At 58.2% G+C, this 21311-nt stretch carries 18 protein-coding genes and 1 pseudogene; 4 read left to right on the forward strand and 15 right to left on the reverse strand.

All coding sequences use genetic code 11. The features are described from left to right. Positions 1-59 precede the first annotated feature (59 nt). The 3 genes from glgX to asd form a co-directional block, all read right to left on the reverse strand. On the reverse strand, positions 60-2036 hold the full coding sequence (gene glgX / locus CWM54_RS19345; RefSeq protein ID WP_100698166.1) for a glycogen debranching protein GlgX: 1977 nt from the start codon (positions 2034-2036) through the stop codon (positions 60-62). After that, on the reverse strand, positions 2033-4219 hold the full coding sequence (gene glgB, locus CWM54_RS19350) for a 1,4-alpha-glucan branching enzyme (protein WP_100680898.1): 2187 nt from the start codon (positions 4217-4219) through the stop codon (positions 2033-2035). Before glgB ends, glgX begins: the two co-directional genes overlap by 4 nt. A gap of 236 nt (positions 4220-4455) precedes the next feature. Continuing rightward, the gene (gene asd, locus CWM54_RS19355; protein ID WP_061153088.1) at positions 4456-5562 is read right to left on the reverse strand and encodes an aspartate-semialdehyde dehydrogenase; all 1107 of its coding nucleotides are present in this window, start codon (positions 5560-5562) and stop codon (positions 4456-4458) included. A gap of 103 nt (positions 5563-5665) precedes the next feature. On the opposite strand from asd, the pseudogene CWM54_RS19360 reads away from it, so the two are divergent. Further along, positions 5666-6027 (forward strand): annotated as a pseudogene (locus CWM54_RS19360) (hypothetical protein). Here CWM54_RS19360 and gntU read toward each other — a convergent pair. The 5 genes from gntU to CWM54_RS19385 form a co-directional block, all read right to left on the reverse strand. After that, a complete protein-coding gene (gene gntU / locus CWM54_RS19365) occupies positions 6024-7364 on the reverse strand; it encodes a gluconate transporter (RefSeq protein WP_061153086.1) in 1341 nt (446 codons plus the stop codon). The pseudogene CWM54_RS19360 and the gene gntU sit on opposite strands and share 4 nt — an antisense overlap. Continuing rightward, entirely contained in the window at positions 7364-7894 is a 531-nt protein-coding gene (gene gntK / locus CWM54_RS19370) for a gluconokinase (protein ID WP_012540395.1), read from the reverse strand. Before gntK ends, gntU begins: the two co-directional genes overlap by 1 nt. A 180-nt stretch (positions 7895-8074) precedes the next feature. Next, on the reverse strand, positions 8075-9070 hold the full coding sequence (gntR, locus tag CWM54_RS19375; protein WP_002920777.1) for a gluconate operon transcriptional repressor GntR: 996 nt from the start codon (positions 9068-9070) through the stop codon (positions 8075-8077). A 114-nt stretch (positions 9071-9184) separates the two neighbouring features. Continuing rightward, positions 9185-9880, reverse strand: coding sequence for a pirin family protein (locus CWM54_RS19380; protein ID WP_061153085.1), 696 nt, complete (start codon positions 9878-9880; stop codon positions 9185-9187). Positions 9881-10001: 121 nt separating this feature from the next. Next, entirely contained in the window at positions 10002-11039 is a 1038-nt protein-coding gene (locus CWM54_RS19385) for an oxidoreductase (RefSeq protein WP_100698168.1), read from the reverse strand. A gap of 264 nt (positions 11040-11303) precedes the next feature. On the opposite strand from CWM54_RS19385, the gene CWM54_RS19390 reads away from it, so the two are divergent. Next, positions 11304-11957 carry a bactofilin family protein gene (locus CWM54_RS19390; protein WP_100698170.1) on the forward strand — a complete coding sequence of 218 codons (654 nt, stop codon included), beginning with the start codon at positions 11304-11306 and terminating at the stop codon, positions 11955-11957. Between the two features lie 227 nt (positions 11958-12184). Beyond that, the gene (gene yhhY / locus CWM54_RS19395) at positions 12185-12673 is read left to right on the forward strand and encodes an N-acetyltransferase (RefSeq protein WP_004181470.1); all 489 of its coding nucleotides are present in this window, start codon (positions 12185-12187) and stop codon (positions 12671-12673) included. A gap of 464 nt (positions 12674-13137) precedes the next feature. Here yhhY and ggt read toward each other — a convergent pair whose 3' ends face one another. Further along, complete coding sequence (gene ggt / locus CWM54_RS19405) at positions 13138-14883, reverse strand: gamma-glutamyltransferase (protein WP_100698172.1); 1746 nt, start codon at positions 14881-14883, stop codon at positions 13138-13140. Positions 14884-15006: 123 nt separating this feature from the next. Between ggt and CWM54_RS19410 the strand changes: the two genes are divergently transcribed. After that, on the forward strand, positions 15007-15327 hold the full coding sequence (locus tag CWM54_RS19410; RefSeq protein ID WP_061153080.1) for a DUF2756 family protein: 321 nt from the start codon (positions 15007-15009) through the stop codon (positions 15325-15327). A gap of 23 nt (positions 15328-15350) precedes the next feature. Here CWM54_RS19410 and ugpQ read toward each other — a convergent pair whose 3' ends face one another. From ugpQ to livF, 6 genes are all read right to left on the reverse strand, one after another. Beyond that, a complete protein-coding gene (gene ugpQ, locus CWM54_RS19415) occupies positions 15351-16091 on the reverse strand; it encodes a glycerophosphodiester phosphodiesterase (protein ID WP_100698174.1) in 741 nt (246 codons plus the stop codon). Then, positions 16088-17158 carry a sn-glycerol-3-phosphate import ATP-binding protein UgpC gene (locus CWM54_RS19420; protein WP_044649551.1) on the reverse strand — a complete coding sequence of 357 codons (1071 nt, stop codon included), beginning with the start codon at positions 17156-17158 and terminating at the stop codon, positions 16088-16090. The genes ugpQ and CWM54_RS19420 overlap by 4 nt, the downstream gene beginning before the upstream one ends. A 1-nt stretch (position 17159) precedes the next feature. Further along, positions 17160-18005: a sn-glycerol-3-phosphate ABC transporter permease UgpE gene (ugpE, locus tag CWM54_RS19425; protein ID WP_064323935.1), complete on the reverse strand. Its 846-nt coding sequence runs from the start codon at positions 18003-18005 to the stop codon at positions 17160-17162. Then, positions 18002-18889, reverse strand: a complete 888-nt coding sequence (ugpA, locus tag CWM54_RS19430; RefSeq protein ID WP_061153076.1) for a sn-glycerol-3-phosphate ABC transporter permease UgpA — start codon at positions 18887-18889, stop codon at positions 18002-18004. Before ugpA ends, ugpE begins: the two co-directional genes overlap by 4 nt. A 106-nt stretch (positions 18890-18995) precedes the next feature. After that, on the reverse strand, positions 18996-20312 hold the full coding sequence (gene ugpB / locus CWM54_RS19435; protein ID WP_061153075.1) for a sn-glycerol-3-phosphate ABC transporter substrate-binding protein UgpB: 1317 nt from the start codon (positions 20310-20312) through the stop codon (positions 18996-18998). Positions 20313-20596: 284 nt separating this feature from the next. After that, positions 20597-21310 (reverse strand): high-affinity branched-chain amino acid ABC transporter ATP-binding protein LivF, encoded by a 714-nt coding sequence (gene livF / locus CWM54_RS19440; protein ID WP_100631027.1) that lies wholly within the window; start codon positions 21308-21310, stop codon positions 20597-20599. Position 21311 lies beyond the last annotated feature (1 nt).

Below are 21311 nucleotides of genomic sequence, written 5' to 3' on the forward strand. Positions count from 1 at the left end.
CAGCTTTCCTTCTCATCCCGCCGCGCCGCCGCCACGAGTTCAACCGGAAGCTTCAGGGATTACGACCTTTGAAATACGCACACTCCGTGCGCGGGCCCATGCCAGACAGCCATGATGACCGGATTATCCTCTCCGGCGAAGGGAGGAACGGCGCGCCATTCCCCCTCAGGTAAAACCATATCGACCACCTCTGCGGTGGCGTTCAGCGTAAGCAGCCAGCGATCAGACAACTGGATCTGCATACACGCTGCGCCCTGCTGCCACTCCCCGGCAGTCAGCGGCTGGGCGTTTTGATTAAGCCAGCGGACGTTGCCATCCCCCTCCTGCCACCAGCGGTTGCCGGTCAGCGCCGGAATGCGGCGGCGCAGGTGGATCAGCGCCGCGGTAAACGCGGTTAATCCCAGGTTCGCCTGGCGCCAGTCCAGCCAGGTCAACGCGTTATCCTGGCAGTAGGCATTATTGTTGCCGTGCTGGCTGTGGCCCTGCTCATCGCCCGCCAGCAGCATCGGCGTCCCCTGAGCCAACAGCAGCGTCGTCAGCAGCGCATGCACGCTGGCGCGCCGCCGTTCAATCACCGCAAGATTGGCGTCTAATCCCTCTATACCATGATTGTTGCTGTAGTTATTGTTAGTCCCATCGCGATTCTCCTCCCCGTTTGCCTCATTGTGTTTCTGATTGAAACAGACGCAGTCGCGGAGCGTGAAGCCATCATGGGCCGTCACCAGGTTGACCGTCGCCGATGGCAGCTTGCCATCGCGAGCAAAAATATCGCTGGAAGCAGCGAAGCGTTGCGCAAAGTCACCGAGGGAGACGTTTTGCTGCAGCCAGAAACGACGGGCAATATCACGAAAATGGTCGTTCCACTCGGTAAACAGCGGCGGAAAATTGCCCACCTGATACCCCCCCGGGCCGATATCCCAGGGTTCTGCAATCAGTTTCACCTGCGACAGCACGCTGTCGCGGCGGATAGCCTCGAACAGCGGCGCATCCTGGCGGAATTCCGGCGTCCGCCCCATCACCGAGGCAAGGTCGAAGCGAAAGCCGTCGACATGGCACTCGTCCACCCAGAAGCGCAAACACTGGCGCGCCCATTCCACCACCCCGGGGTGGCTGAGATTGAGCGTATTACCGCAGCCGGTCCAGTTGTGATAATCGCCATCCTCCCTTACCCAATAATAGCTACGGTTGTCGATTCCGCGCAGGGAGACGGTGGGTCCTTCAAGATCGATTTCCGCGCTATGGTTGAGCACAACATCCAGAATCACCTCGATGCCGGCGGCATGAAGCGCCTTAACCGCATCACGAAACTCATCGAGGGCACGCGCGGGGTCGCTGGCATAGCGCGGATCCAGCGCAAACCATGCCAGCGGGTTGTAGCCCCAGTAGTTACTTAACCCCATTCGCTGCAGACGCGGCTCACTGGCAAACTGCGCCACCGGCATCAACTCGAGGGCGCTGATGCCTAGCGATTTGAAGTAAGCGATCATCACCGGGTGGCCCAGCGCTTTATAGGTCCCGCGAATGGCTTCCGGCAGCTGCGGGTGCAGCAGGGTGAGTCCTTTCACGTGCGCTTCATAAATCACCGTTTCCCCCCACGGGGTACGCGGCGGCTTATCGCCAAGCCAGTCGTAATGCAGATCCACCACTTGCGATTTTGGCGCGATTGCGGCGCTGTCGCGATGATCCGGCTCCCACATTCCACCATGCAGGCGTTCGTCATCCGGCAGATCGCCCTCGACCCGATGCGCGCAGGGATCGAGCAGCAGCTTTGCCGGGTTAAAGCGGTGCCCCTGCGCCGGATCCCAGGGGCCATGCACCCGGTAGCCGTAGCGCAGGCCCGGCCCGGCAGCGGCCAGCCAGCCGTGCCAGATGTCGCCGCTGCGCGCCGGAAGATCGAGGCGTTGCTCATTGCCTTGCTCGTCGAACACGCACAGCTCCACCCGCTCCGCATGGGCGGAGAAGAGCGCGAAGTTCACTCCCTTACCGTCATAGCTGGCGCCCAACGGCGCAGGTTTGCCTGCCGCGATGGTGGTCATTGCGCCTCCCGAACCAGCCAGATCGTCGCCAGCGGAGGCAGGGTCAGCGACAGCGAATGCTCGCGGCCATGGCTGGCGATCGCGTCGCTCTCCACCACACCGCCGTTACCCTGGTTGCTGCCGTGATAGTGCATTGAGTCAGTATTCAACGCCTCGCGCCAGCGTCCCGGCTGGTTAATGCCGAAGCGGTAGTCGTGGCGCGGCACCGGTGTAAAGTTGCTGGCGACGATAATCTCATTACCCGCCCGGTCACGGCGCACAAAGACAAACACCGAACGCTCATGGTCGTCGACCACCAGCCATTCGAAACCGTAGGGGTCAAAATCCAGCTCGTGCAGCGCTTTATGGTGACGATATGTGTGGTTCAGGTCGCGCACCAGCCGCTGAACGCCGTGGTGCCAGTTGTCGCCGCCTTCCAGCAGATGCCAGTCGAGGCTGCCATCGTGGTTCCACTCGCGGCCCTGAGCGAACTCATTGCCCATAAACAGCAGTTTTTTACCCGGGAAGGCGAACAACCAGCCGTAGTAGGCGCGCAGGTTGGCGAACTTCTGCCAGGCATCTCCCGGCATGCGGTCGAGAATCGATTTTTTACCGTGTACGACCTCATCATGGGAGAGCGGCAGCACGAAGTTCTCGGTGTAGTTGTAGAGCATGCCGAAGGTCATTTTGTCGTGATGGTAGCGGCGATGCACCGGATCGAGCTTCATGTAATCCAGGGTGTCGTGCATCCAGCCGAGGTTCCATTTGAACCAGAAGCCCAGCCCACCGCCGGCTGGCGGACGGGTGACGCCGGCAAAATCGGTGGACTCTTCCGCCATCGTCACCGCGCCCGGCGTCTGTTCGCCGAGGATGCGGTTGGTGCTGCGCAGAAACTCAATGGCTTCCAGATTTTCCCGGCCGCCGTATTCGTTGGGGATCCACTCACCTGCCTTGCGGCTGTAATCGCGATAGATCATCGAGGCCACCGCGTCGACCCGCAGGGCATCAATCCCGAAGCGCTCGATCCAGTACAACGCGTTACCGACGAGGAAGTTGCTGACTTCGCGGCGACCGTAGTTGTAGATCAGGGTATTCCAGTCCTGGTGATACCCCTCGCGCGGATCGCTGTGCTCATACAGCGAAGTGCCATCAAACGAGGCCAGCGCAAAATCATCCTCCGGGAAGTGTCCCGGCACCCAGTCAAGAATGACGTTCAGCCCGGCGGCATGCGCGGCGTTAATAAAATAACGGAAATCGTCGCGGGTGCCGAAACGGCGGGTCGGTGCATAAAGCCCGGTGGGTTGATAGCCCCAGCTGCCGTCGAACGGGTGCTCGTTAACCGGCAACAGTTCGAGATGGGTGAAGCCCATCCATTTCGCATAGGGCACCAGCTGGTCGGCCAGCTCGCGGTAGCTCAGCCAGAAATTATTGTCAGTATGACGGCGCCAGGAGCCGAGATGCACTTCATAGATAGAGATCGGCGCATCGAACTGGTTCGCCACCTTGCGATCCGCGGGCTGTTCTACTTTTGGCGGCAGGTCGCAGATAAGCGAAGCGGTGTCAGGACGCATTTGCGATTCAAAGGCGTAAGGGTCGGCTTTGACCCGCAGATGGCCGTGGGCATCAATCAGTTCGAATTTGTACAGTTGGCCGTTATGCGCACCGGGGACGAACAGCTCCCAGATCCCCGACTCTTTGCGGAATCGCATCGGGTGGCGTCGGCCATCCCAGTAGTTAAACTGCCCCACCACCGAGACGCGGCGGGCGTTCGGCGCCCACACCGAGAAACGGGTACCGGTGACGCCGTCCATGGTGGCAGCGTGTGCGCCCAGCGTTTCGTAAGGGCGCAGGTGGGTCCCTTCCGACAGCAGCCAGACGTCAAGATCCTGCAATAGCGGACCAAAGCGATAAGGGTCATCAATCAGGTTCTGCTGCCCGTGCCAGGTGACGGCCAGCTGATAGCGAAAGGCGTTTTTGCGACGTGGCAGAACGCCGCTGAAGAAACCACGCGAGTCGAGGCATTCGAGCTTGCCGACTTTGCGTCCGGTTTTCGGTTCAATAACCCACACTTCGGTGGCATCGGGTAATAATGCGCGCACTTCCAGCCCGGCGTCAGTACGGTGCATGCCGAGCACGGAAAAAGGGTCCGCGAAATGACCGGCGATTAGCGCATTAATCACGTCTCTATCGATATGATTAGACATGCTTTCATCCTGTTGTAAGTGTCGCTCATTCCTGTAACTGGCGACTTTTTTGACCTGAACGGCGCAGTGCTCTCAGCATCCTCCTGCTCCGTCCCACCTTCAGGTAAGGAATTCCTTACTTAAAGCATAGCCAAGGCTGGGTTACCTCCGTGGGGAAAAATCTAACATCCGCGTTTACTCCTTGTATTACGCAAAAAAAAGGGGGCTTGAAGACCCCCTTTATGTTCATCCTGCGCTTACGCCAGCTGCCGAAGCATCCGGCGCAGCGGCTCCGCGGCGCCCCACAACAGCTGGTCGCCAACGGTAAAGGCCGACAGATACTCCGGCCCCATATTCAGTTTACGCAGGCGCCCTACCGGGGTGGTCAGGGTGCCAGTCACCGCGGCTGGGGTCAGCTCGCGCATGGTAATCTCGCGATCGTTCGGGACCACTTTGGCCCACGGGTTGTGCGCGGCCAGCAGTTCCTCAACGGTCGGGATAGACACATCTTTTTTCAGCTTGATGGTGAACGCCTGGCTGTGGCAGCGCAGTGCGCCAACGCGTACGCACAGGCCGTCTACCGGGATAACGGACGAGGTGGCGAGGATCTTGTTGGTCTCCGCCTGGCCTTTCCACTCTTCGCGGCTCTGGCCGTTATCCAGCTGTTTGTCGATCCACGGGATCAGGCTGCCCGCCAGCGGCACGCCGAAGTTATCGACCGGCAGTTCGCCGCTGCGGGTCAGCGACGTCACTTTGCGCTCGATATCCAGAATGGCGGAAGCCGGGTTCGCCAGCTCTGCCGCAACATGGTTGTGCAGCTGACCCATCTGGCTCAGCAGCTCGCGCATATGACGCGCACCGCCGCCGGAAGCCGCCTGGTACGTCGCCACGCTGACCCACTCCACCAGATCCTGGGCAAACAGGCCGCCGAGGGACATCAGCATCAGGCTGACGGTACAGTTGCCGCCGACAAAGGTTTTGACGCCGTTGTTCAGGCCGGCGGTAATCACGTCCTGGTTAACCGGGTCGAGGATAATGATCGCATCGTCCTTCATGCGCAGCGACGACGCGGCGTCAATCCAGTAACCCTGCCAGCCGCTTTCGCGCAGCTTCGGATAAATATCGTTGGTGTAATCGCCGCCCTGGCACGTGACAATAATGTCCAGAGCCTTCAGCGCGTCCAGATCGAACGCATCCTGAAGCGTGCCACCGGTGCTACCGCCGAATGACGGCGCTGGCTGTCCCAGCTGGGAGGTAGAGAAGAACACCGGGCGAATGGCGTCGAAATCGCGCTCTTCAACCATGCGTTGCATGAGAACAGAGCCGACCATTCCGCGCCAGCCGATAAAACCAACATTTTTCATAACGTATTCCTGCGAGGTGTGTGCTGTTTGTGCCTGGCCAGTTTCCAACTGGATTATCCCTCACCTTACAAAATGCAGCTAAAGTCGCAAGTGAAATTAATCAATGATTGCTGAACAATCAGAAATGCAACTTATCCTGCACATTGTCCACCGTCGCTGGTCGTCGTCAAAAACGCAACGATTATCGGGGAAATCCCCCGGGGAATGGAATATTTTCCGTCGCTATTTTATTGATCCTGATTATGGATTAAGCGCGAAATCGGGTGATTTGCCGCTTGCCAAAAAAAAGCGACAAACCCAGACACAGCAGGGCCTGGTGAGGGATACGAGTCTTGTCGTAGTGCTCATCGTCGTGGGTAGCGGAAGGGGAAAAGAGGGAAAAAGGGCGGCTTATGACAAAGAAGCCAGGGTAAGCAGCGTTACCCTGGCTTTTTATCCCCGCGAGCGGGAGGTGAGCGGGCTTAGCTCAGCAGCTGGAAGGCGATCATACCGACAATCGCCCCGGTAGTACCCAGGATGGTTTCCATCATGGTCCAGGTTTTCAGCGTCTGGGCTTCCGTCGCACCGGTAAATTTACCGAACAGCCAGAAGCCGGCATCGTTCACGTGGCTCACCACAATCGAGCCGCCGGCGATACAGATAGACAACGCTGCCATCTGCGCGCCGCTGTAGTTCAGTTGCTCAATGACCGGCATCACCAGGCCGACCGCCGTCAGACAAGCAACGGTCGCGGACCCCTGAATGATACGGACGGCAGCCGCCAACACGAAGCAGGTAATCGCAATCGGCAGACCCAGGCCTGTCAGCGCTTCGCCGAGCGCCGGGCCGACGCCGGAGTCAACCAGCACCTGCTTGAAGACGCCGCCGGCGCCGATCACCAGCAGGATAATCCCCGCCGGCTGCAACGCGTGGCCACAGATCTCCATCACGCGGTCTTTCGCCATCCCCTGGCGCATCGCCAGGCCGTAGATCGCAACCAGGCAGGCAACCAGGATCGCGGTGAACGGATGGCCGATAAACTCGAACCATTCGTAGGCGGTAGATCCCACCGGCACAAAGCGCGCGGCGATGGTTTTGAGGCCCACCAGCACCAGCGGCAGCAGGATCAACGACAGGCTAAAGCCGAAGGACGGCATTTTGCCTTCGCCGAGATGCGGTTCGCTGATATCGTCAGGAATGTGCAGCTCAACGTAGCGGCTAATGAAGTTCCCCCATAACGGACCGGCGATAATCATCCCCGGGATCGCCGCACACAGGCCAATCAGGATCATCCAGCCAAAGTCGGCGTGCATCTGCGACGCCAGCAGCATCGGCGCCGGCCCCGGCAGCAGGAATGCCGCGGCGGCGGCAACGCCTGCAAACAACGGGATCACCAGCTTCACAAGGTTAGTGCCGGTATGGCGCGCCATCGAGAAGGCGACGCTAATCAGCAGCACGATCGCCACTTCGAAGAACAACGGCAGCGCACAGATAAGACCAGCAAGGCCAATCGCATAGTGCGCGCGGCTGTGGCCGAAGGATTTGAGCATCTTGACGGCAATCTGATCGACCGCCCCCGTTTCATGCAGGATCTTACCGAACATCGCGCCGAGCGCGACGACGATCGCCAGGAAGCCCAGCGTACCGCCCATCCCTTTCTCCATCGTCGCCGCGATTTTATCCAGCGGCATGCCGGAGAAGAGACCTGCACCAATAGAAACCACCATCAAAGCCACGAAGGCGTGCATCCGCGCTTTCATGACTAAAAACAGCAGCAGCAATACCGAGCCGACTGCTGTTAAAACAAGCGTTAAAGTACTCACTAGTGACTGCCTTTGTTGATCACCTCGATGGTGCTGGCCACCACGCCTTCCAGCGGCTGGTCGATATCGACGATAAGCACATCGCTCTCGTCGGCGCCTGGTTCCTGCAGCGTTTCAAACTGCGTCACCAACATTTGGGTTTTGAAGAAGTGTCCTTTGCGTGCCTTCAGACGGTTTTCGATCACGTCGAAGTCGCCTTTCAGATAGATGAAGGAGAGGTTCGGGTTACCCTTGCGCAGAATGTCGCGATAGCTCTTCTTCAGCGCCGAGCAAACAATCAGCGACACCTTGTTGGTACGCTGCATGGCAAACGCGGCGTCATTCAGCGCCTGCAGCCACGGCGTGCGGTCATCATCGTTCAGCGGCTCACCGGAGGCCATCTTGGTGATGTTGCTGCGCGGATGCAGAAAGTCGCCGTCAAGAAACGCGGCATGCAGTTGATGCGCCACTTCGCTGGCGACAGCGGATTTCCCGCTGCCGGAAACGCCCATCAGAACATAGACGTGGTGATCATGATTAGTCGTGCTCAAAGCATCCTCCCACCGGACAGGTACGCCGCGCCATAGCTGACTCATCCAGCGCGAAGGCGGCGTATCGGTTGATTGTTACGGGTAACTGTTATCGGTAACATTGTCATGCCGGACCTGTGGAGAAGCAATATCCATTCGTGCCAGATGTGAATATGTGTGATCTACTTCAAATTTGTCAGTTTAAATTGATCCGCCCGGTGACAATGTGAAACCTAAATCTAACATCTTAGGGGTAATCGCTTCACCACGAATACGCGCCAGCAGCCGTTCGGCGCCGATGCGCCCCATCCGCTCGCGCGGGGTCAGGACGCTGGCCAGCCGCGGCTCCATCACCTGGCCGATATCGTGGCCGTGGAACCCGGCAATCGCCATATCATCGGGGATCTTCAGCCCCAGGCGCTGGCATTCAAACGCCGCACCGACCGCAAGGTCATCGTTGGTACAGAAGATACCGTCAAGCTGCGGATATTCGCGGCGCGCCTGACGCATCAGCTCGATCCCCGACGAGTAGGACGAAGATTGCTCCACCATCACGCTATAGGGCGTCATCCCGGCGTCGAGCATCGCCTGCTCGTACCCCTTCTGTTTGATGATAGTACGTTCATCGAGACGCGCCCCCAGATAGGCGACGTGGCGATGGCCGCGGGCGATAATCGCCGCGGTCATCTGCCGGGCGGCTTCAAAGTTATCAAACCCGACGGCGATATCGAGGCACGGCGACCGGCTGTCCATCAGCTCCACCACCGGAATGCCGGCGACTTCAATCATCTTCAGGGTGCGAGGCGTATGGGTGCGTTCGGTAAGGATCAGACCGTCAATGTTCCAGGAGAGCATCGATTCGAGGCGTTTCTCTTCCATTTCCGGCTTATAGCCGTAGTGCGCCAGCATGGTTTGATAGCCGAAGGCGTCGGTGACGCTTTCGATACCGCGCAGCACTTCCGAGAAGACCTGGTTGGTTAACGACGGCAGCAGCACGCCGATGGCGCGACTGGTCGCGTTGGAGAGAATGTCAGGGGCGCGATTGGGAATATAACCCAGTTCATCGAGGGCAACGGCAATCTTGCCACGCAGCGCTTCGGAGACCTGCTCCGGGTTGCGTAAATAGCGACTGACCGTCATTTTGGTCACGCCGACAAGATCGGCTACATCCTGAAGTACGGGTCTTTTCTTTTTCATCGTCCTGACTGTGATCAACGGGGAAACATTTTCTCAGTTTATCACGGACAAAGCGCAACCTTCGCCGATGTTGGAGAAGGTTGCGCAATTTATTTAACCTGGCCCAGATAACTATCAAACCGGCGGCAGATCGAACAGCAGGATCTCGCTATCGCTGTCGGCGTGAACCGAAATCGCCTGCTCGTCCCAGATGGCCAAACCGTCGCTGGTGGTGGCTTTGGTACCGTTGATGGTCACTTCACCTTTGACGACCTGGATCCACACGCGGCGTTCCGCGGCAATCTGATGAACCGACTGCTCATCTTTCAGCAGCGCCCAGCGATACAGCTCCATATCCTGGTACACTTTCAGCGAGCCATCTCGCGCATCTGGCGACAACACCAGCTGTTTACCCTGCGTGGCGTCGAAGCGGCGTTGCTCGTAGCGCGGGGTAATGCCGGTTTCTTCCGGAATAATCCAGATCTGATACAGACGCAGACGATCGGTTTTACTCGGGTTGTACTCAGAGTGGCGCACCCCGGTACCCGCACTCATGATCTGGAACTCACCCGCCGGCACCTGCTCTTTGTTGCCCATGCTGTCCTGGTGCTCCACCGCCCCTTCCAGCACATAAGTCAGGATTTCCATGTCTTTGTGCGGATGGGTACCGAAGCCCTGACCAGCGTCGATGACGTCGTCGTTAATCACCCGCAGGGCAGAGAAGCCCATAAAATTCGGGTCATAATAGTTGGCGAAAGAGAAAGTATGCCAGGAATCCAGCCAACCATGGTTAGCGTGGCCACGTTCGTTCGCTTTGCGTAAGTAGATCATGTTGCACCCCCGTATGTTTTCGATGGAGTCAGTGTGGACCCATTCCGCCGGCGATCATAGAGGGTGAAAATTGACTCCTCTGTTCAAAAAATATGAACAAGTGCCGAGGAGCCCGTTTTGCTTATTTTGCCAGGGTGATGGTGGCCGGAGAAGGCTGCTCAAAGCCGCGCTGCAGGATCTCCATATTGGTGAGAACGTCAGATTCCTTGACGTAATTCGGCTGGCCGTTGACGAGGGTGTCATACAGCGCGTCGTACACCCGACCGTAGTCGCCGGTCTCCAGCGGCACTGCTTCACGCACCGTCTCCCCCGCCTCGTTGACGTACACCAGCTCGCCGACGCTGTCGTCCGCACCAAAACCCGGCTCGCCCGGCATGATATTGGCCTTCAGGCTGGTCTCCTGCTGGTCAATGCCGTATTTCACAAACGAACCTTTATGGCCGTGAACGATAAATTTCGGGTAGTCGATCTGCACCAGATGGCTGGTCTTAACGATGGCCTTCAGATCGCCGAAGAACAGCTGGGCCTCAAAGGTGTCATCCGGGTTGGCTTTATTGCGCAGCGAACGCAGATCGTAAGAGACATGGTCCGGGCGGCCGAACAGCGAAATGATCTGATCCAGGGTATGCACGCCGAGACCATAGAACTCGCCGTTTTGCGGGCCGCCGGGGTTGGTCTCCGCTACCGGGCGGTAGTTATCGAAATGGCTTTCGATCTCCACCAGTTCGCCGAGCTTCCCGCTCTCAATCACCTTTTTGGTGGTCAGGAAGCAGGAGTCGAAGCGACGATTCTGGTAGGGCGTCACCGTGAGGCCCTTGCTGTTTGCCAGGGCAAACAGGGTTTTGGCCTCCTCCAGCGTCGGGGTGAACGGCTTTTCCACCAGCACGTTTTTCCCCGCCTCCAGCGCCTTTTTCGCATATTCAAAATGGCTGTCGGCGTGAGTGCAAACCACCACCAGATTGACCTGTGGGTCGTTTAACACGTCATCAAGATCGCTGGTGAAATGGATATGGGAATACTGCGGCGCCTGCTCCTCAGGCTTCGCCCGGCGGCGGTAGATATGCGCCACATGCCAACGGTCTTTGCGGTGCAAAACGTAAGGAAGATGGTAGCGGGTGGTACTTTTGCCGAAGCCAATAAATGCGCAGTGCAGAGTCATAACGCTGTCCTTAGTTGATGAGCTACCTTCAACCATAGCGCAAGCCGGGGCAAGACTTCATCCTCTCTGTCCGCTTTCCGCGAAGATTCGCCAGCAAAATAGTTCGAGTACTACCTATACGAAAATATTAATAACCAATTGATTAACCAGTGATTAATTCATCATTTTGCGGCTAAAAAACTTGATCGCAACGGCGAAACTACGGATAAGTGGAGGGCAAACCAGGACGTTGCTGATGACTAACGGAGTAGCCAGCCGCTGCTGATGGACAAACAATATCTCGCCATAAACGGCGCCCTTTTTTTCTGGCTTCTCGCGCTGATCGCCTGGTCTGTCGATGCGATCGCGCTGGTGCGCCTGACGGCCGCCTGCGCGCTTGTCGCCTTCCTCCTCCATAGCCAACGGAACAAGATTAACGCGATGTTTATTAAGAAAAATAAAACTGAACCTCAGATGGCCGAAGTGGCCACTCCTGCCGCAATGACCCCAGAACCCGAAGCGGCCACCAGCAAAAAACAAGAGACCACGGTTATCGCCAACGGGGTGCATTTTGTCGGCAATATTGTCGCCAGCGGCCATGTCTATATTCACGGCCAGTTGACCGGTAACATTGAGGCCAAAGAACATCTGATTAAGGTGATGCGTGAAGGAAAGGTGGAGGGCAACGTCAGCTGCCGGGAGCTGATAATCGACGGCAAGGTGCAGGGCCAGTGTCATGGCGGCAGCATCACCATCGAGGAGCATGGCCATCTGGATGGTACCCTCGCCTATCGCGCGCTGGCGATCAAGAAAGGCGGGGTTTTTACCGGTCGCGCTGAAATGCTGGCTGCAGCGGAGAACAAAAGTCATATTGTCGGTTTGGTAGCAGACACGCCATCCAAAGCCGACGCGGAGCCCGCCAGGCCGCAGAGCGCCTGAGGTTGTCGCAAAAAAAAAGCCAGCACCCGGCTGGCTAAAGTAATACTGGAAGCAATGTGAGCAATGTCGTGCTTTCAGGCTTTCCGCAGGGGTCTTCCTGAATGCAGAGCAATAATAATCATTCTCATTCGCAGTTGTCTACTTTTTTTTGCAAATAATGCGTGTTGACTCGAACGCCGTAGTCAGTGATGTTTAAAGGGACTTTTCACCTGAATGAGGAACAAGGAATGAGTGACATCGTGATACGCCATGCTGAACCGAAAGATATTGACGCGATTCGTCAAATTCACGCCCAGCCGGAGGTGTATCACAACACGCTACAGGTCCCTCATCCATCCGAACATATGTGGCGGGAGCGGCTAACCGATACGCCAGGCGTGAAGCAGCTGGTGGCCTGTATCGATGAGCAAGTCGTCGGCCATTTGAGCATTGCCGTCGTCCAACGTCCCCGCCGTAGCCACGTCGCCGATTTTGGTGTCAGCGTGGATTCGCGCTGGCACAACCGCGGCGTCGCCAGCGCGCTGATGCGTACCATGATTGATATGTGCGACAACTGGCTGCGCGTCGAGCGTATTGAGCTGACGGTGTTCGCCGATAACGCCCCGGCAATTGCGGTGTATAAGAAGTACGGCTTTGAGATCGAAGGCACCGGCAGGCGTTACGCGCTGCGCAACGGTGAGTATGTGGATGCGTATTATATGGCGAGAATGAAGTAGTGTGTTGCCGGGTGGCGGCTTCGCCTTACCCGGCCTACCGTTCGTGCGGCCTGCCTTTAATTTATTCACCATGCTGGCTGAAACTGCCGGTGTTGATGGGCCTCAAAATCGCTGAGACGTTCCCAGAAGGCCGGGGCAGCCCGCATGGATGCGGGCTGAGGGCCGTGTTTTGCACGGACGCTGCCTCGGCCCGACCCGAAGCCTGCCGGGATAAGTCGAAGGTACCACGAAGTGGCGATTTTGGCGGCCAGAGCCCGGGAGTACAGAGGGCGGCGGCGACTGGCCGCCCTCTGTGCGCTCCCTGCGCCATGAGAGTCATAACGCAGAAGAAATATCGGGAGCGCAATGTGCTCTGAATTAACACAAAGCACATATTTTTCCCGGACCAAAAGTTGCAAACCGATAACAGTATCTACGTTCGTGCAGTTGTAGGCCCGGTAAGCGCAGCGCCACCGGGCAACACATCAATACCCCGCCGTTAAATCATCCGGCGAACGCGGATCGGAGGCGCCATACAGCATGCCGTCCGGCCCTACCATGATGCTCTGGGTACTGCCCATCGCCTCTTTCAGCGCCACTTTCTGCCCCTTCGCCTCCAGTAGCTTCAAGGTATCCGGGCTAAAGCCTTTCTCCACCCGCAGCTCATCCGGCAGCCATTGATGGTGGAAGCGCGGCGCGTTGGTGGCTTCCGCGACGTTCATTCCGAAATCGATGGTATTGACCACCATCTGCAGCACGGTCGTGATGATCCGGCTGCCGCCCGGGCTGCCGGTCACCAGCCAGGTTTTACCGTCTTTCACCACAATGGTCGGCGACATCGACGACAGCGGGCGTTTTTTCGGCTCCACCGCATTGGCGTCGCCGCCCACCAGACCATAGACGTTAGGCACACCGGGCTTCGCCGAGAAGTCATCCATCTGGTTATTCAGCAGAATGCCGGAGTCCCCCGCCACGATGCCGGTGCCAAAGGTGGTATTCAGCGTATAGGTCACCGCCACCGCATTACCCTCTTTATCGACCACCGAGAAGTGGGTGGTCTGGTTACTTTCATAGGGCGCCAGCTTGCCCGGGCGGATCTGACTGGAAGGTTTGGCCTTGTTGACATCAATCTCGGCGGCAATTGCTTTGGCGTAAGCTTTGCTGGTCAGCGCCTGCCACGGCACTTTGACGAAGTCAGGGTCGCCGAGATATTCAGAACGGTCGGCATAGGCGTGTTTCTCCGCCTCCGCCATTACCTGCATGGCGTCGGCGCTGCCAAAGCCATATTTCTGCATATCAAAATTTTCGAGGATATTGAGGATCTGCACGATGTGGATCCCGCCGGAAGACGGCGGCGGCATGGAGTAAACTTCATACCCGCGATAGTCGCCGCTAATCGGCGTACGCTCGACGGCCTTATAGCTGGCGAGATCGGCTTTGGTGATAAGCCCGCCGTGCTTTTTCATCTCGTCAGCGATCTGGTCGGCGATAGCCCCTTTATAGAAGGCGTCCGGGCCGTGCTCAGCAATCAGCTCCAGGCTCTTACCGAGATTCTTTTGCACCAACCGGTCGCCCTTTTTCAGCGGCTCGCCGTTCTTCCAGAAGATCGCTTTACTGTTTTCATGCTGGGGGATCACTTCGCTGCCGTAGGTCTTCAGATCGTCCGCCAGCGCATCGTTAACAATAAAGCCCTCTTCCGCCAGCTTAATCGCCGGGCGGATCACTTTGTTCAGCGGCATGGTGCCGTACTTTTCCAGGGCGAGGGAGAAGCCCGCGACGCTGCCTGGCGTGCCGGAGGCCAGATGCGAAGTCAGCGATTTTTTACTGTCCGGGTTGCCCTGGTCGTCAAGGAACATGTCGCGGGTGGCCTGTTCCGGCGCCATTTCGCGGAAATCGATCGCCGTGGTCTTGCCGTCTTTAGTCCGCAGCAGCATAAAACCGCCGCCGCCGATATTCCCGGCCTGCGGATGGGTGACCGCCAGCGCGTAGCCAACCGCAACTGCCGCATCGACAGCGTTGCCGCCCTGGCGCAGAATATCCACGCCGACGCGGGTCGCCAGCGCGTCCACCGACGCCACCATCCCCTGCCGGGCGCGTACCGGGTGGAACACATCTTCCTCTACGCCATAAGAGACCGGTGGCGGCGGTGGCGGATTGGCGGCGACGGTGAAACTACCGCCCACCAGCAATGCAGCGATGACCACCTGGCGCCATATTGTTGTTTTTATCATTGTCTTACTCCTGAAAGGTAGGTTTCATTCCCCGCTTAAGCCTGGTTGATAACGCCTAAAAAATCATTGTTATGGCGGATTCGAGGTACACTTAAGTGATCCCACGCACGGGAGGAGAAAACCATGAAAGCGATTCTGTTTCTGGCGGCGCTGATGCCGCTTGGCGTATTAGCCCAGCCGATCAATGTTAATAACAACCCTAACCAGCCGGGTTACGTGGTCCCCAGCCAGCAGCGCATGCAAAATGAGATGAAGGTGCAGCAACAGCAGCAGCAGAGCATGCTGAAGCAGGATCTGAACAATCAGACCCGCTCACAGCAGCAGCATTTGCAAAACCAGTTGCAGACTAATCAGCAGCGCGCGGCCCAGGGCGGCAATCTCAATCCGCCGCAGCAGGTGCTACCGAACAACAACGGTGGAATGCTGCGGCAGACCAACCCGTAAAGGTCAGCCGCAGCAAGTCCGTCTCAAGGCTGGAAATTCGGCCCAATGACGTCAATGGCATCGGTGCAGATGCAGTCTACGCCCCAGCGCAGCAGCTCGGCGGCGCGCTGGGGTTTATTGACCGTATACACCAGAATGTGCAGGCCGGCCTGTTTCAGGCTCGCCACCCGCGCCGCATCCAGCAGTTTGTGGTTGAGATGAATCGACACGCAGCCCAGCCGGGTGGTCAATTCGCGCCAGTCATCGCGCCACTCATCCAGCAGCAACCCGCACGGCAGCTCGGGTGCGGCTTTCTGCGCCGCTTCCAGGGCATCAATTTCAAAAGAGGAGAGCAGCGGCGCGGTCATGCCTTGCCACAGATCGCGCGCGGCCAGGGCCACCACGTTGCCGGTCTGCGGCCCTAGCCCGGTGGTCGGCTTAATTTCGATATTCGCCATCATGCCGTGACGGCGGCAGCGCTCCGCCACCTGAGAGAGCAACGGCAGCGGCTCGCCCTTAAATTCACGGCTGTACCAGCTGCCGGCATCGACCTTCAGCAGATCGTCCCACGCCAGCTCGCCCGCCACGCCCCAGCCATTGCTGGTGCGTTCGAGATTATCGTCATGCAGCAGAAAGATCTGCCCGTCCTTCGACAGCTTGGCGTCAAATTCAATCATCGTGTGCCCGTAGCGGGCGCCGACGTCGATAGCCGCCAGGGTGTTCTCCGGCGCCAGTTTACCGCCGCCGCGATGGGCGACGATGCGGGGATAAGGCCAGTTACTCATGCGCGTTGTCCTGTTTCACCATCAAAGAGGTGCAGATGTTCCAGGGGCAGATGCAGCCATAGCGTGCTGCCGCCCGCCGGGCGCTGCTGATGCGGCAGTCTGACCACCAGCTTCTGCTCGCCCCAGCGCCCGTGGGCGAGGTTATCGGCACCTAAGATTTCCAGGGTATCCATCAGCAGCGGAATGCCACCTTGCGCCTGCGAACTTAAAATAAAGTGCTCCGGGCGGATACCGAGCGTCATTTTACGCCCGGCGTAGCGCCGATGCTCGTGATTCATCGGCAACGCCATGCCTCCGGCCAGCTCGAAGCGGCCGCCGTCATCGCTGACCCGCCCTTCCAGCAGGTTCATGGCCGGGCTGCCGATAAAGCTCGCCACAAAGCGGCTGGCAGGCTTTTCATACACTTCCACCGGGGTGCCGATCTGCTCGGCAATACCTTTATTCATCACCATCACCCGCTGGGCGAGGGTCATCGCCTCCACCTGATCGTGGGTGACATACAGCGAGGTCGTTTTCAGGCGGCGATGCAACTGCTGCAGCTCAAGACGCATCTGCACGCGCAGTTTGGCATCGAGGTTTGACAGCGGTTCGTCGAACAGGAATACCGCCGGGTCACGCACGATGGCGCGGCCCATCGCCACGCGCTGGCGCTGGCCGCCGGAGAGCTCACGCGGGCGGCGCTTAAGCAGGCCGTCCAGCTCCAGAATACGCGCCGCTTCCTGCACGCGCTCGGCGATCAGTCCCTTCCCCATGCCGCGGATCTTCAGACCCCACGCCATGTTCTCTTCCACGCTCATATGCGGATATAGCGCATAGTTCTGGAACACCATCGCGATGCCGCGATCCTTCGGTTCCATCTCAGTCACCCGTTTGCGATCGATCCAGATATCGCCGCTGGTCACTCGCTCCAGTCCGGCGACCATCCGCAGCAGCGTTGATTTCCCGCAGCCCGACGGGCCGACCATGACGATAAATTCCCCGTCCGCCACGTCCAGCGTCAACGGTTGAATCACCTGGGTTTTGCCATCCCAGCTTTTGCTTACTGCCTGTAGTTTTAAACCAGCCATTTTATTTCTCACTATCGACCAGGCCACGCACAAACGCGCGCTGCATGGCTAAAACGATGACAACCGGCGGGATCAGAGTGAGCAGCATCGCCGCCATCACCTGATTCCACTGGGTGGTGCCTTCGCCGGTGGCGATCATGCCTTTGATACCGGCGACGGCGGTGCCAAGATTCACATCCTGAATAATCAGCAGCGGCCACAGATACTGGTTCCAGCCGTAGATAAAGGTGATAACGAACAGCGCCGCAAGATTGGTTTTCGACAGCGGCAGCACGATGTCGCGAAAGAAGCGCATCGGCGAAGCACCATCGATACGCGCCGCTTCAATCAGTTCGTCCGGCAGGGTCATAAAGAACTGGCGGAACAGGAAGGTGGCGGTGGCCGAAGCCATCAACGGCAGCGTTAACCCGGCGTAGCTGTCGAGCATTTTGAGGTTGGCGATGACCTCCACCGTCGGGAAAATTCGCACCTCGACCGGCAGCATCAGGGTGATAAAAATCATCCAGAAGAACAGGTTACGCAGCGGAAAGCGAAACCAGACGATGGCGAAAGCCGAAAGCATCGACACCACGATTTTGCCCAGCGTAATGCCAAACGCCATGATGAAACTGTTGAGCATCATCAACCAGAACGGCGCGCTGTTGACGCCGACGCCGTTCACCCAGATGGTCTTCATGTTCTCCAGCAGATGGCCGCCGGGGATCAGGGTCATCGGCGTTTCGAACACCGATTGGTTATCCAGCGTCGCCGCCACGAAGGCGACGTACAGCGGGAATAAAATGACGGCAATACCCAGAATGAGCATGGTGTGGCTGAAAATCGTCAGCCCGCGACGGTTCTCAATCATTGGTAACGCACCTTACTTTCAACGTAACGGAACTGCACCACCGTCAGGATAATGACGAGGAACATCAGCACCACTGACTGTGCAGCGGAAGCGGAAAGATCGAGTCCGGCAAAACCTTCGCGATAGATTTTGTAGATCAAGGTGGTGGTGGCCTGCACCGGGCCGCCGGCGGTGGCGGCATCGATCACCGGGAAGGTGTCGAAGAAGGCGTAAACCAGGTTGACCACCAGCAGGAAGAAGCTCACCGGCGCAATCAGCGGCAGCGCCAGCTTGAAGAAACGACGAATGGGCCCGGCGCCGTCGATGGCGGCGGCCTCAACCAGCGAACGCGGGATCGACTGCAGCGCGGCGAAGAAGAACAGGAAGTTGTAGCTTATCTGCTTCCATACCGAGGCGAAAACCACCAGGAACATCGCCTGGCCGCTGTTCTGCGCGTGGTTCCAGTCGTAGCCCAGCTCGCCGAGGAAATGGGTGATCAGCCCGCGCCCGGGGTTGAAGAGGAAGATCCACAGCACTGCCGCGACGGCGGGGGCCACAGCATACGGCAGCAGCATCAACGTCTGATAGAAGCGGCTACCGCGCACCACGTAGTCGACCAGCGCGGCAAAAAATAGCGAAATGAGCAGGCCGCTGGCGGTTACCAGGGTGCTGAATTTTATGGTCGTCCAGAACGAGTCCAGATAGTACGGGTCGTGGAACAGCGTGACGAAGTTATCCAGGCCGACAAACTGGCTGGAAAGGCCAAACGGATCGACGCTCTGCAGCGAGTACCACAGCGCTTCGCCCGCGGGCCAGATAAAGAAAATCAGCGTAATAATCAGCTGCGGCGCGACCAGCACATAGGGCAGCCAACGCGAGCGGAATACCGGACGGGTTGATGACATTGAGATTGGGTTCCTGAACAATGCCGGGTGGCGGCTACGCCTTACCCGGCCTACATAGGGCACATCGTAGGCCCGGTAAGCGCAGCGCCACCGGGCAAGTTACAGATTACGATTTGGTCGCTTGTTCGAAGCGACGCAGCAGCTGATTCCCACGCTGAACAGCGGAATCCAGCGCCTGTTGCGGGGTTTTCTTGCCGGTCCACACGCTCTCCAGCTCTTCATCGACGATAGTGCGGATTTGCGGCATGTTGCCCAGACGCAGGCCTTTGGTGAACGGCAACGGCGGCTTGTTCAGCATCTGGCGGGTGGCGATATCGGCGCCCGGGTTCTTATCATAGAAGCCCTGCTGGCGCGTCAGATCGTAGGCCGCAGTGGTGATCGGCAGATAGCCGGTTTTCTGGTGCCATTCGGCGGCGATTTCCGGTTTGGTCAGGAAGTCGAGGAACTTCGCCACGCCGGTGTAAGTCTCTTTGTCTTTACCCTGCATCACCCACAGGCTGGCCCCGCCGATGATGGCGTTCTGCGGCGCGCCTTTCACGTCGGCATCGTATGGCATCATGCCGACGCCGTAGTTGAATTTGGCATACTGACGAATATCCGCCAGCGAGCCGGATGACGCGGTAGTAATCCCGCAGTCACCGTTATAGAACTTCTCGGTGGACTCGTCTTTGCGCCCGAAGTAGCTGAAATCGCCCTTCTTGTTCATCTCTTCGAGCAGAGCGATATGCTTCACCTGCTCCGGCTTGTTGAACTCCAGTACCGCGTCGGTACCGTCGAAGCCGTTATTCTTCGTGGCCACCGGCAGACCGTGCCAGGCGCTGAAGTTCTCAATCTGGATCCAGCCCTGCCAGCCGCTGGCGTAACCGCACTTCATCCCGGCGGCTTTCAGCTTCGCGGTGTAGGCCGCCAGATCCTGCCAGGTCTTCGGCGGCTGCTCCGGATCTAAACCGGCTTTTTTGAAGGCGTCTTTGTTGTAGTACAGCACCGGGGTAGAACTGTTAAACGGCTGGGAGAGCAGATGGCCGGTTTTTGAATCGGTGTAATACCCGGCCACCGTCGGCACGAACTGCGATTCATCAAACTTGATGCCCGCCTCGCTAAACACCTGGTACACCGGCTTAATGGCTTTTGACGCCATCATGGTCGCGGTGCCGACTTCATACACCTGCAGGATCGCCGGGGCGTTGCCGGTACGGAAAGCGGCGATACCGGCACTCAGGCTCTGTTCATAGTTGCCTTTGTATACCGGAACGATTTTGTAATCAGGATTGGCCGCGTTAAAGCGTTGCGCCAGAGAATCCACTTCTTTACCCAGCTCGCCTTCCATTGAGTGCCAGAATGGGATGGTGGTAACCGCCAGGGCCTGACCGGCAAAAGCCAGGCTCAGCGCCAGTCCTAAAGCTGTATGTCGTAACGATATCATCGGTTATCTCTCTTGTTGTGCCGGATGCGCGATTTCACGCGTTTTATGCTCGCGGGGTAACATGACATGTTCGAATTACAGAAAAATAACTTTTTTATTACAAAAAAAAGATAGTAACGGGTCAGAGAGATGACAAGCCGATGAAAGGACGGGGGAGGTAAAGTGGGAGCTGAGACACGGATAATATTCGTGCGATTGGCTCCCGGGGTCGGCGCAAGCGCCTCGCCCGGGCTACAACGGCTTGGGTAGCCCGGCCAAGCGAAGCGCCGCCGGGTTACGATGAACTAACCGCCGAGATAGGCGCTGCGCACCGCCTCGTTGGCCAACAGCGCGTCGCCGGTATCCTCCAGCACCACGTGGCCGTTCTCCAGCACGTAGCCGCGGTCGGCCAGCTTCAGCGCCTGATTGGCGTTCTGCTCAACCAGGAAGATAGTCATTCCCTGCTCGCGCAGCTGCTCGATGGTGTCGAAAATCTGCTGAATGATGATCGGCGCCAGTCCCAGCGACGGTTCATCCAGCAGCAGCAGGCGCGGTTGGCTCATCAGGGCGCGACCGATCGCCAGCATCTGCTGCTCGCCGCCGGACATGGTCCCGGCGCGCTGGATGCGGCGTTCGAGCAGACGCGGGAACAGTTCATACACCCATTTGATACGGGTCTGGAACTGATCGCGGTCGGCAAAGAAACCGCCCATAGCCAGGTTCTCTTCCACCGTCATGCGTGAAAAGACGCGCCGCCCTTCCGGGACGATCGCCACCGCTTCACGCATGATTTTCGCCGTCTGCCAGTCGGTAATATCCTTACCGTCAAAGACAATGCGCCCGCTTGACGCACGCGGGTCGCCGCACAGCGTACCAAGCAGCGTGGTTTTCCCCGCGCCGTTGGCGCCGATAAGCGTCACGATCTCGCCCTGCTTGATTTGCAGGCTGACGTTGTGCAGCGCCTGAATCTTGCCGTAGTGGGCGCTGACGTTGTCAAAAGTTAACATCGCGTTTTCCATC

Source organism: Klebsiella sp. D-Nf1, assembly GCF_002810515.1.
In the GTDB taxonomy this organism is placed as follows: Bacteria; Pseudomonadota; Gammaproteobacteria; order Enterobacterales; family Enterobacteriaceae; genus Klebsiella; species Klebsiella variicola.

What these genes read in the sequence shown, in the direction of transcription:
- glgB (WP_100680898.1), bottom strand. Translation starts at nt 4,219, where the DNA reads ATGTCTAATCATATCGATAGAGACGTGATTAATGCGCTAATCGCCGGT.
- livF (WP_100631027.1), bottom strand. Translation starts at nt 21,310, where the DNA reads ATGGAAAACGCGATGTTAACTTTTGACAACGTCAGCGCCCACTACGGC.
- CWM54_RS19385 (WP_100698168.1), bottom strand. Translation starts at nt 11,039, where the DNA reads ATGACTCTGCACTGCGCATTTATTGGCTTCGGCAAAAGTACCACCCGC.
- CWM54_RS19410 (WP_061153080.1), top strand. Translation starts at nt 15,007, where the DNA reads ATGAAAGCGATTCTGTTTCTGGCGGCGCTGATGCCGCTTGGCGTATTA.
- gntR (WP_002920777.1), bottom strand. Translation starts at nt 9,070, where the DNA reads ATGAAAAAGAAAAGACCCGTACTTCAGGATGTAGCCGATCTTGTCGGC.
- glgX (WP_100698166.1), bottom strand. Translation starts at nt 2,036, where the DNA reads ATGACCACCATCGCGGCAGGCAAACCTGCGCCGTTGGGCGCCAGCTAT.
- ugpE (WP_064323935.1), bottom strand. Translation starts at nt 18,005, where the DNA reads ATGATTGAGAACCGTCGCGGGCTGACGATTTTCAGCCACACCATGCTC.
- asd (WP_061153088.1), bottom strand. Translation starts at nt 5,562, where the DNA reads ATGAAAAATGTTGGTTTTATCGGCTGGCGCGGAATGGTCGGCTCTGTT.
- ugpQ (WP_100698174.1), bottom strand. Translation starts at nt 16,091, where the DNA reads ATGAGTAACTGGCCTTATCCCCGCATCGTCGCCCATCGCGGCGGCGGT.
- yhhY (WP_004181470.1), top strand. Translation starts at nt 12,185, where the DNA reads ATGAGTGACATCGTGATACGCCATGCTGAACCGAAAGATATTGACGCG.
- CWM54_RS19420 (WP_044649551.1), bottom strand. Translation starts at nt 17,158, where the DNA reads ATGGCTGGTTTAAAACTACAGGCAGTAAGCAAAAGCTGGGATGGCAAA.
- CWM54_RS19390 (WP_100698170.1), top strand. Translation starts at nt 11,304, where the DNA reads ATGGACAAACAATATCTCGCCATAAACGGCGCCCTTTTTTTCTGGCTT.
- ggt (WP_100698172.1), bottom strand. Translation starts at nt 14,883, where the DNA reads ATGATAAAAACAACAATATGGCGCCAGGTGGTCATCGCTGCATTGCTG.
- ugpB (WP_061153075.1), bottom strand. Translation starts at nt 20,312, where the DNA reads ATGATATCGTTACGACATACAGCTTTAGGACTGGCGCTGAGCCTGGCT.
- ugpA (WP_061153076.1), bottom strand. Translation starts at nt 18,889, where the DNA reads ATGTCATCAACCCGTCCGGTATTCCGCTCGCGTTGGCTGCCCTATGTG.
- CWM54_RS19380 (WP_061153085.1), bottom strand. Translation starts at nt 9,880, where the DNA reads ATGATCTACTTACGCAAAGCGAACGAACGTGGCCACGCTAACCATGGT.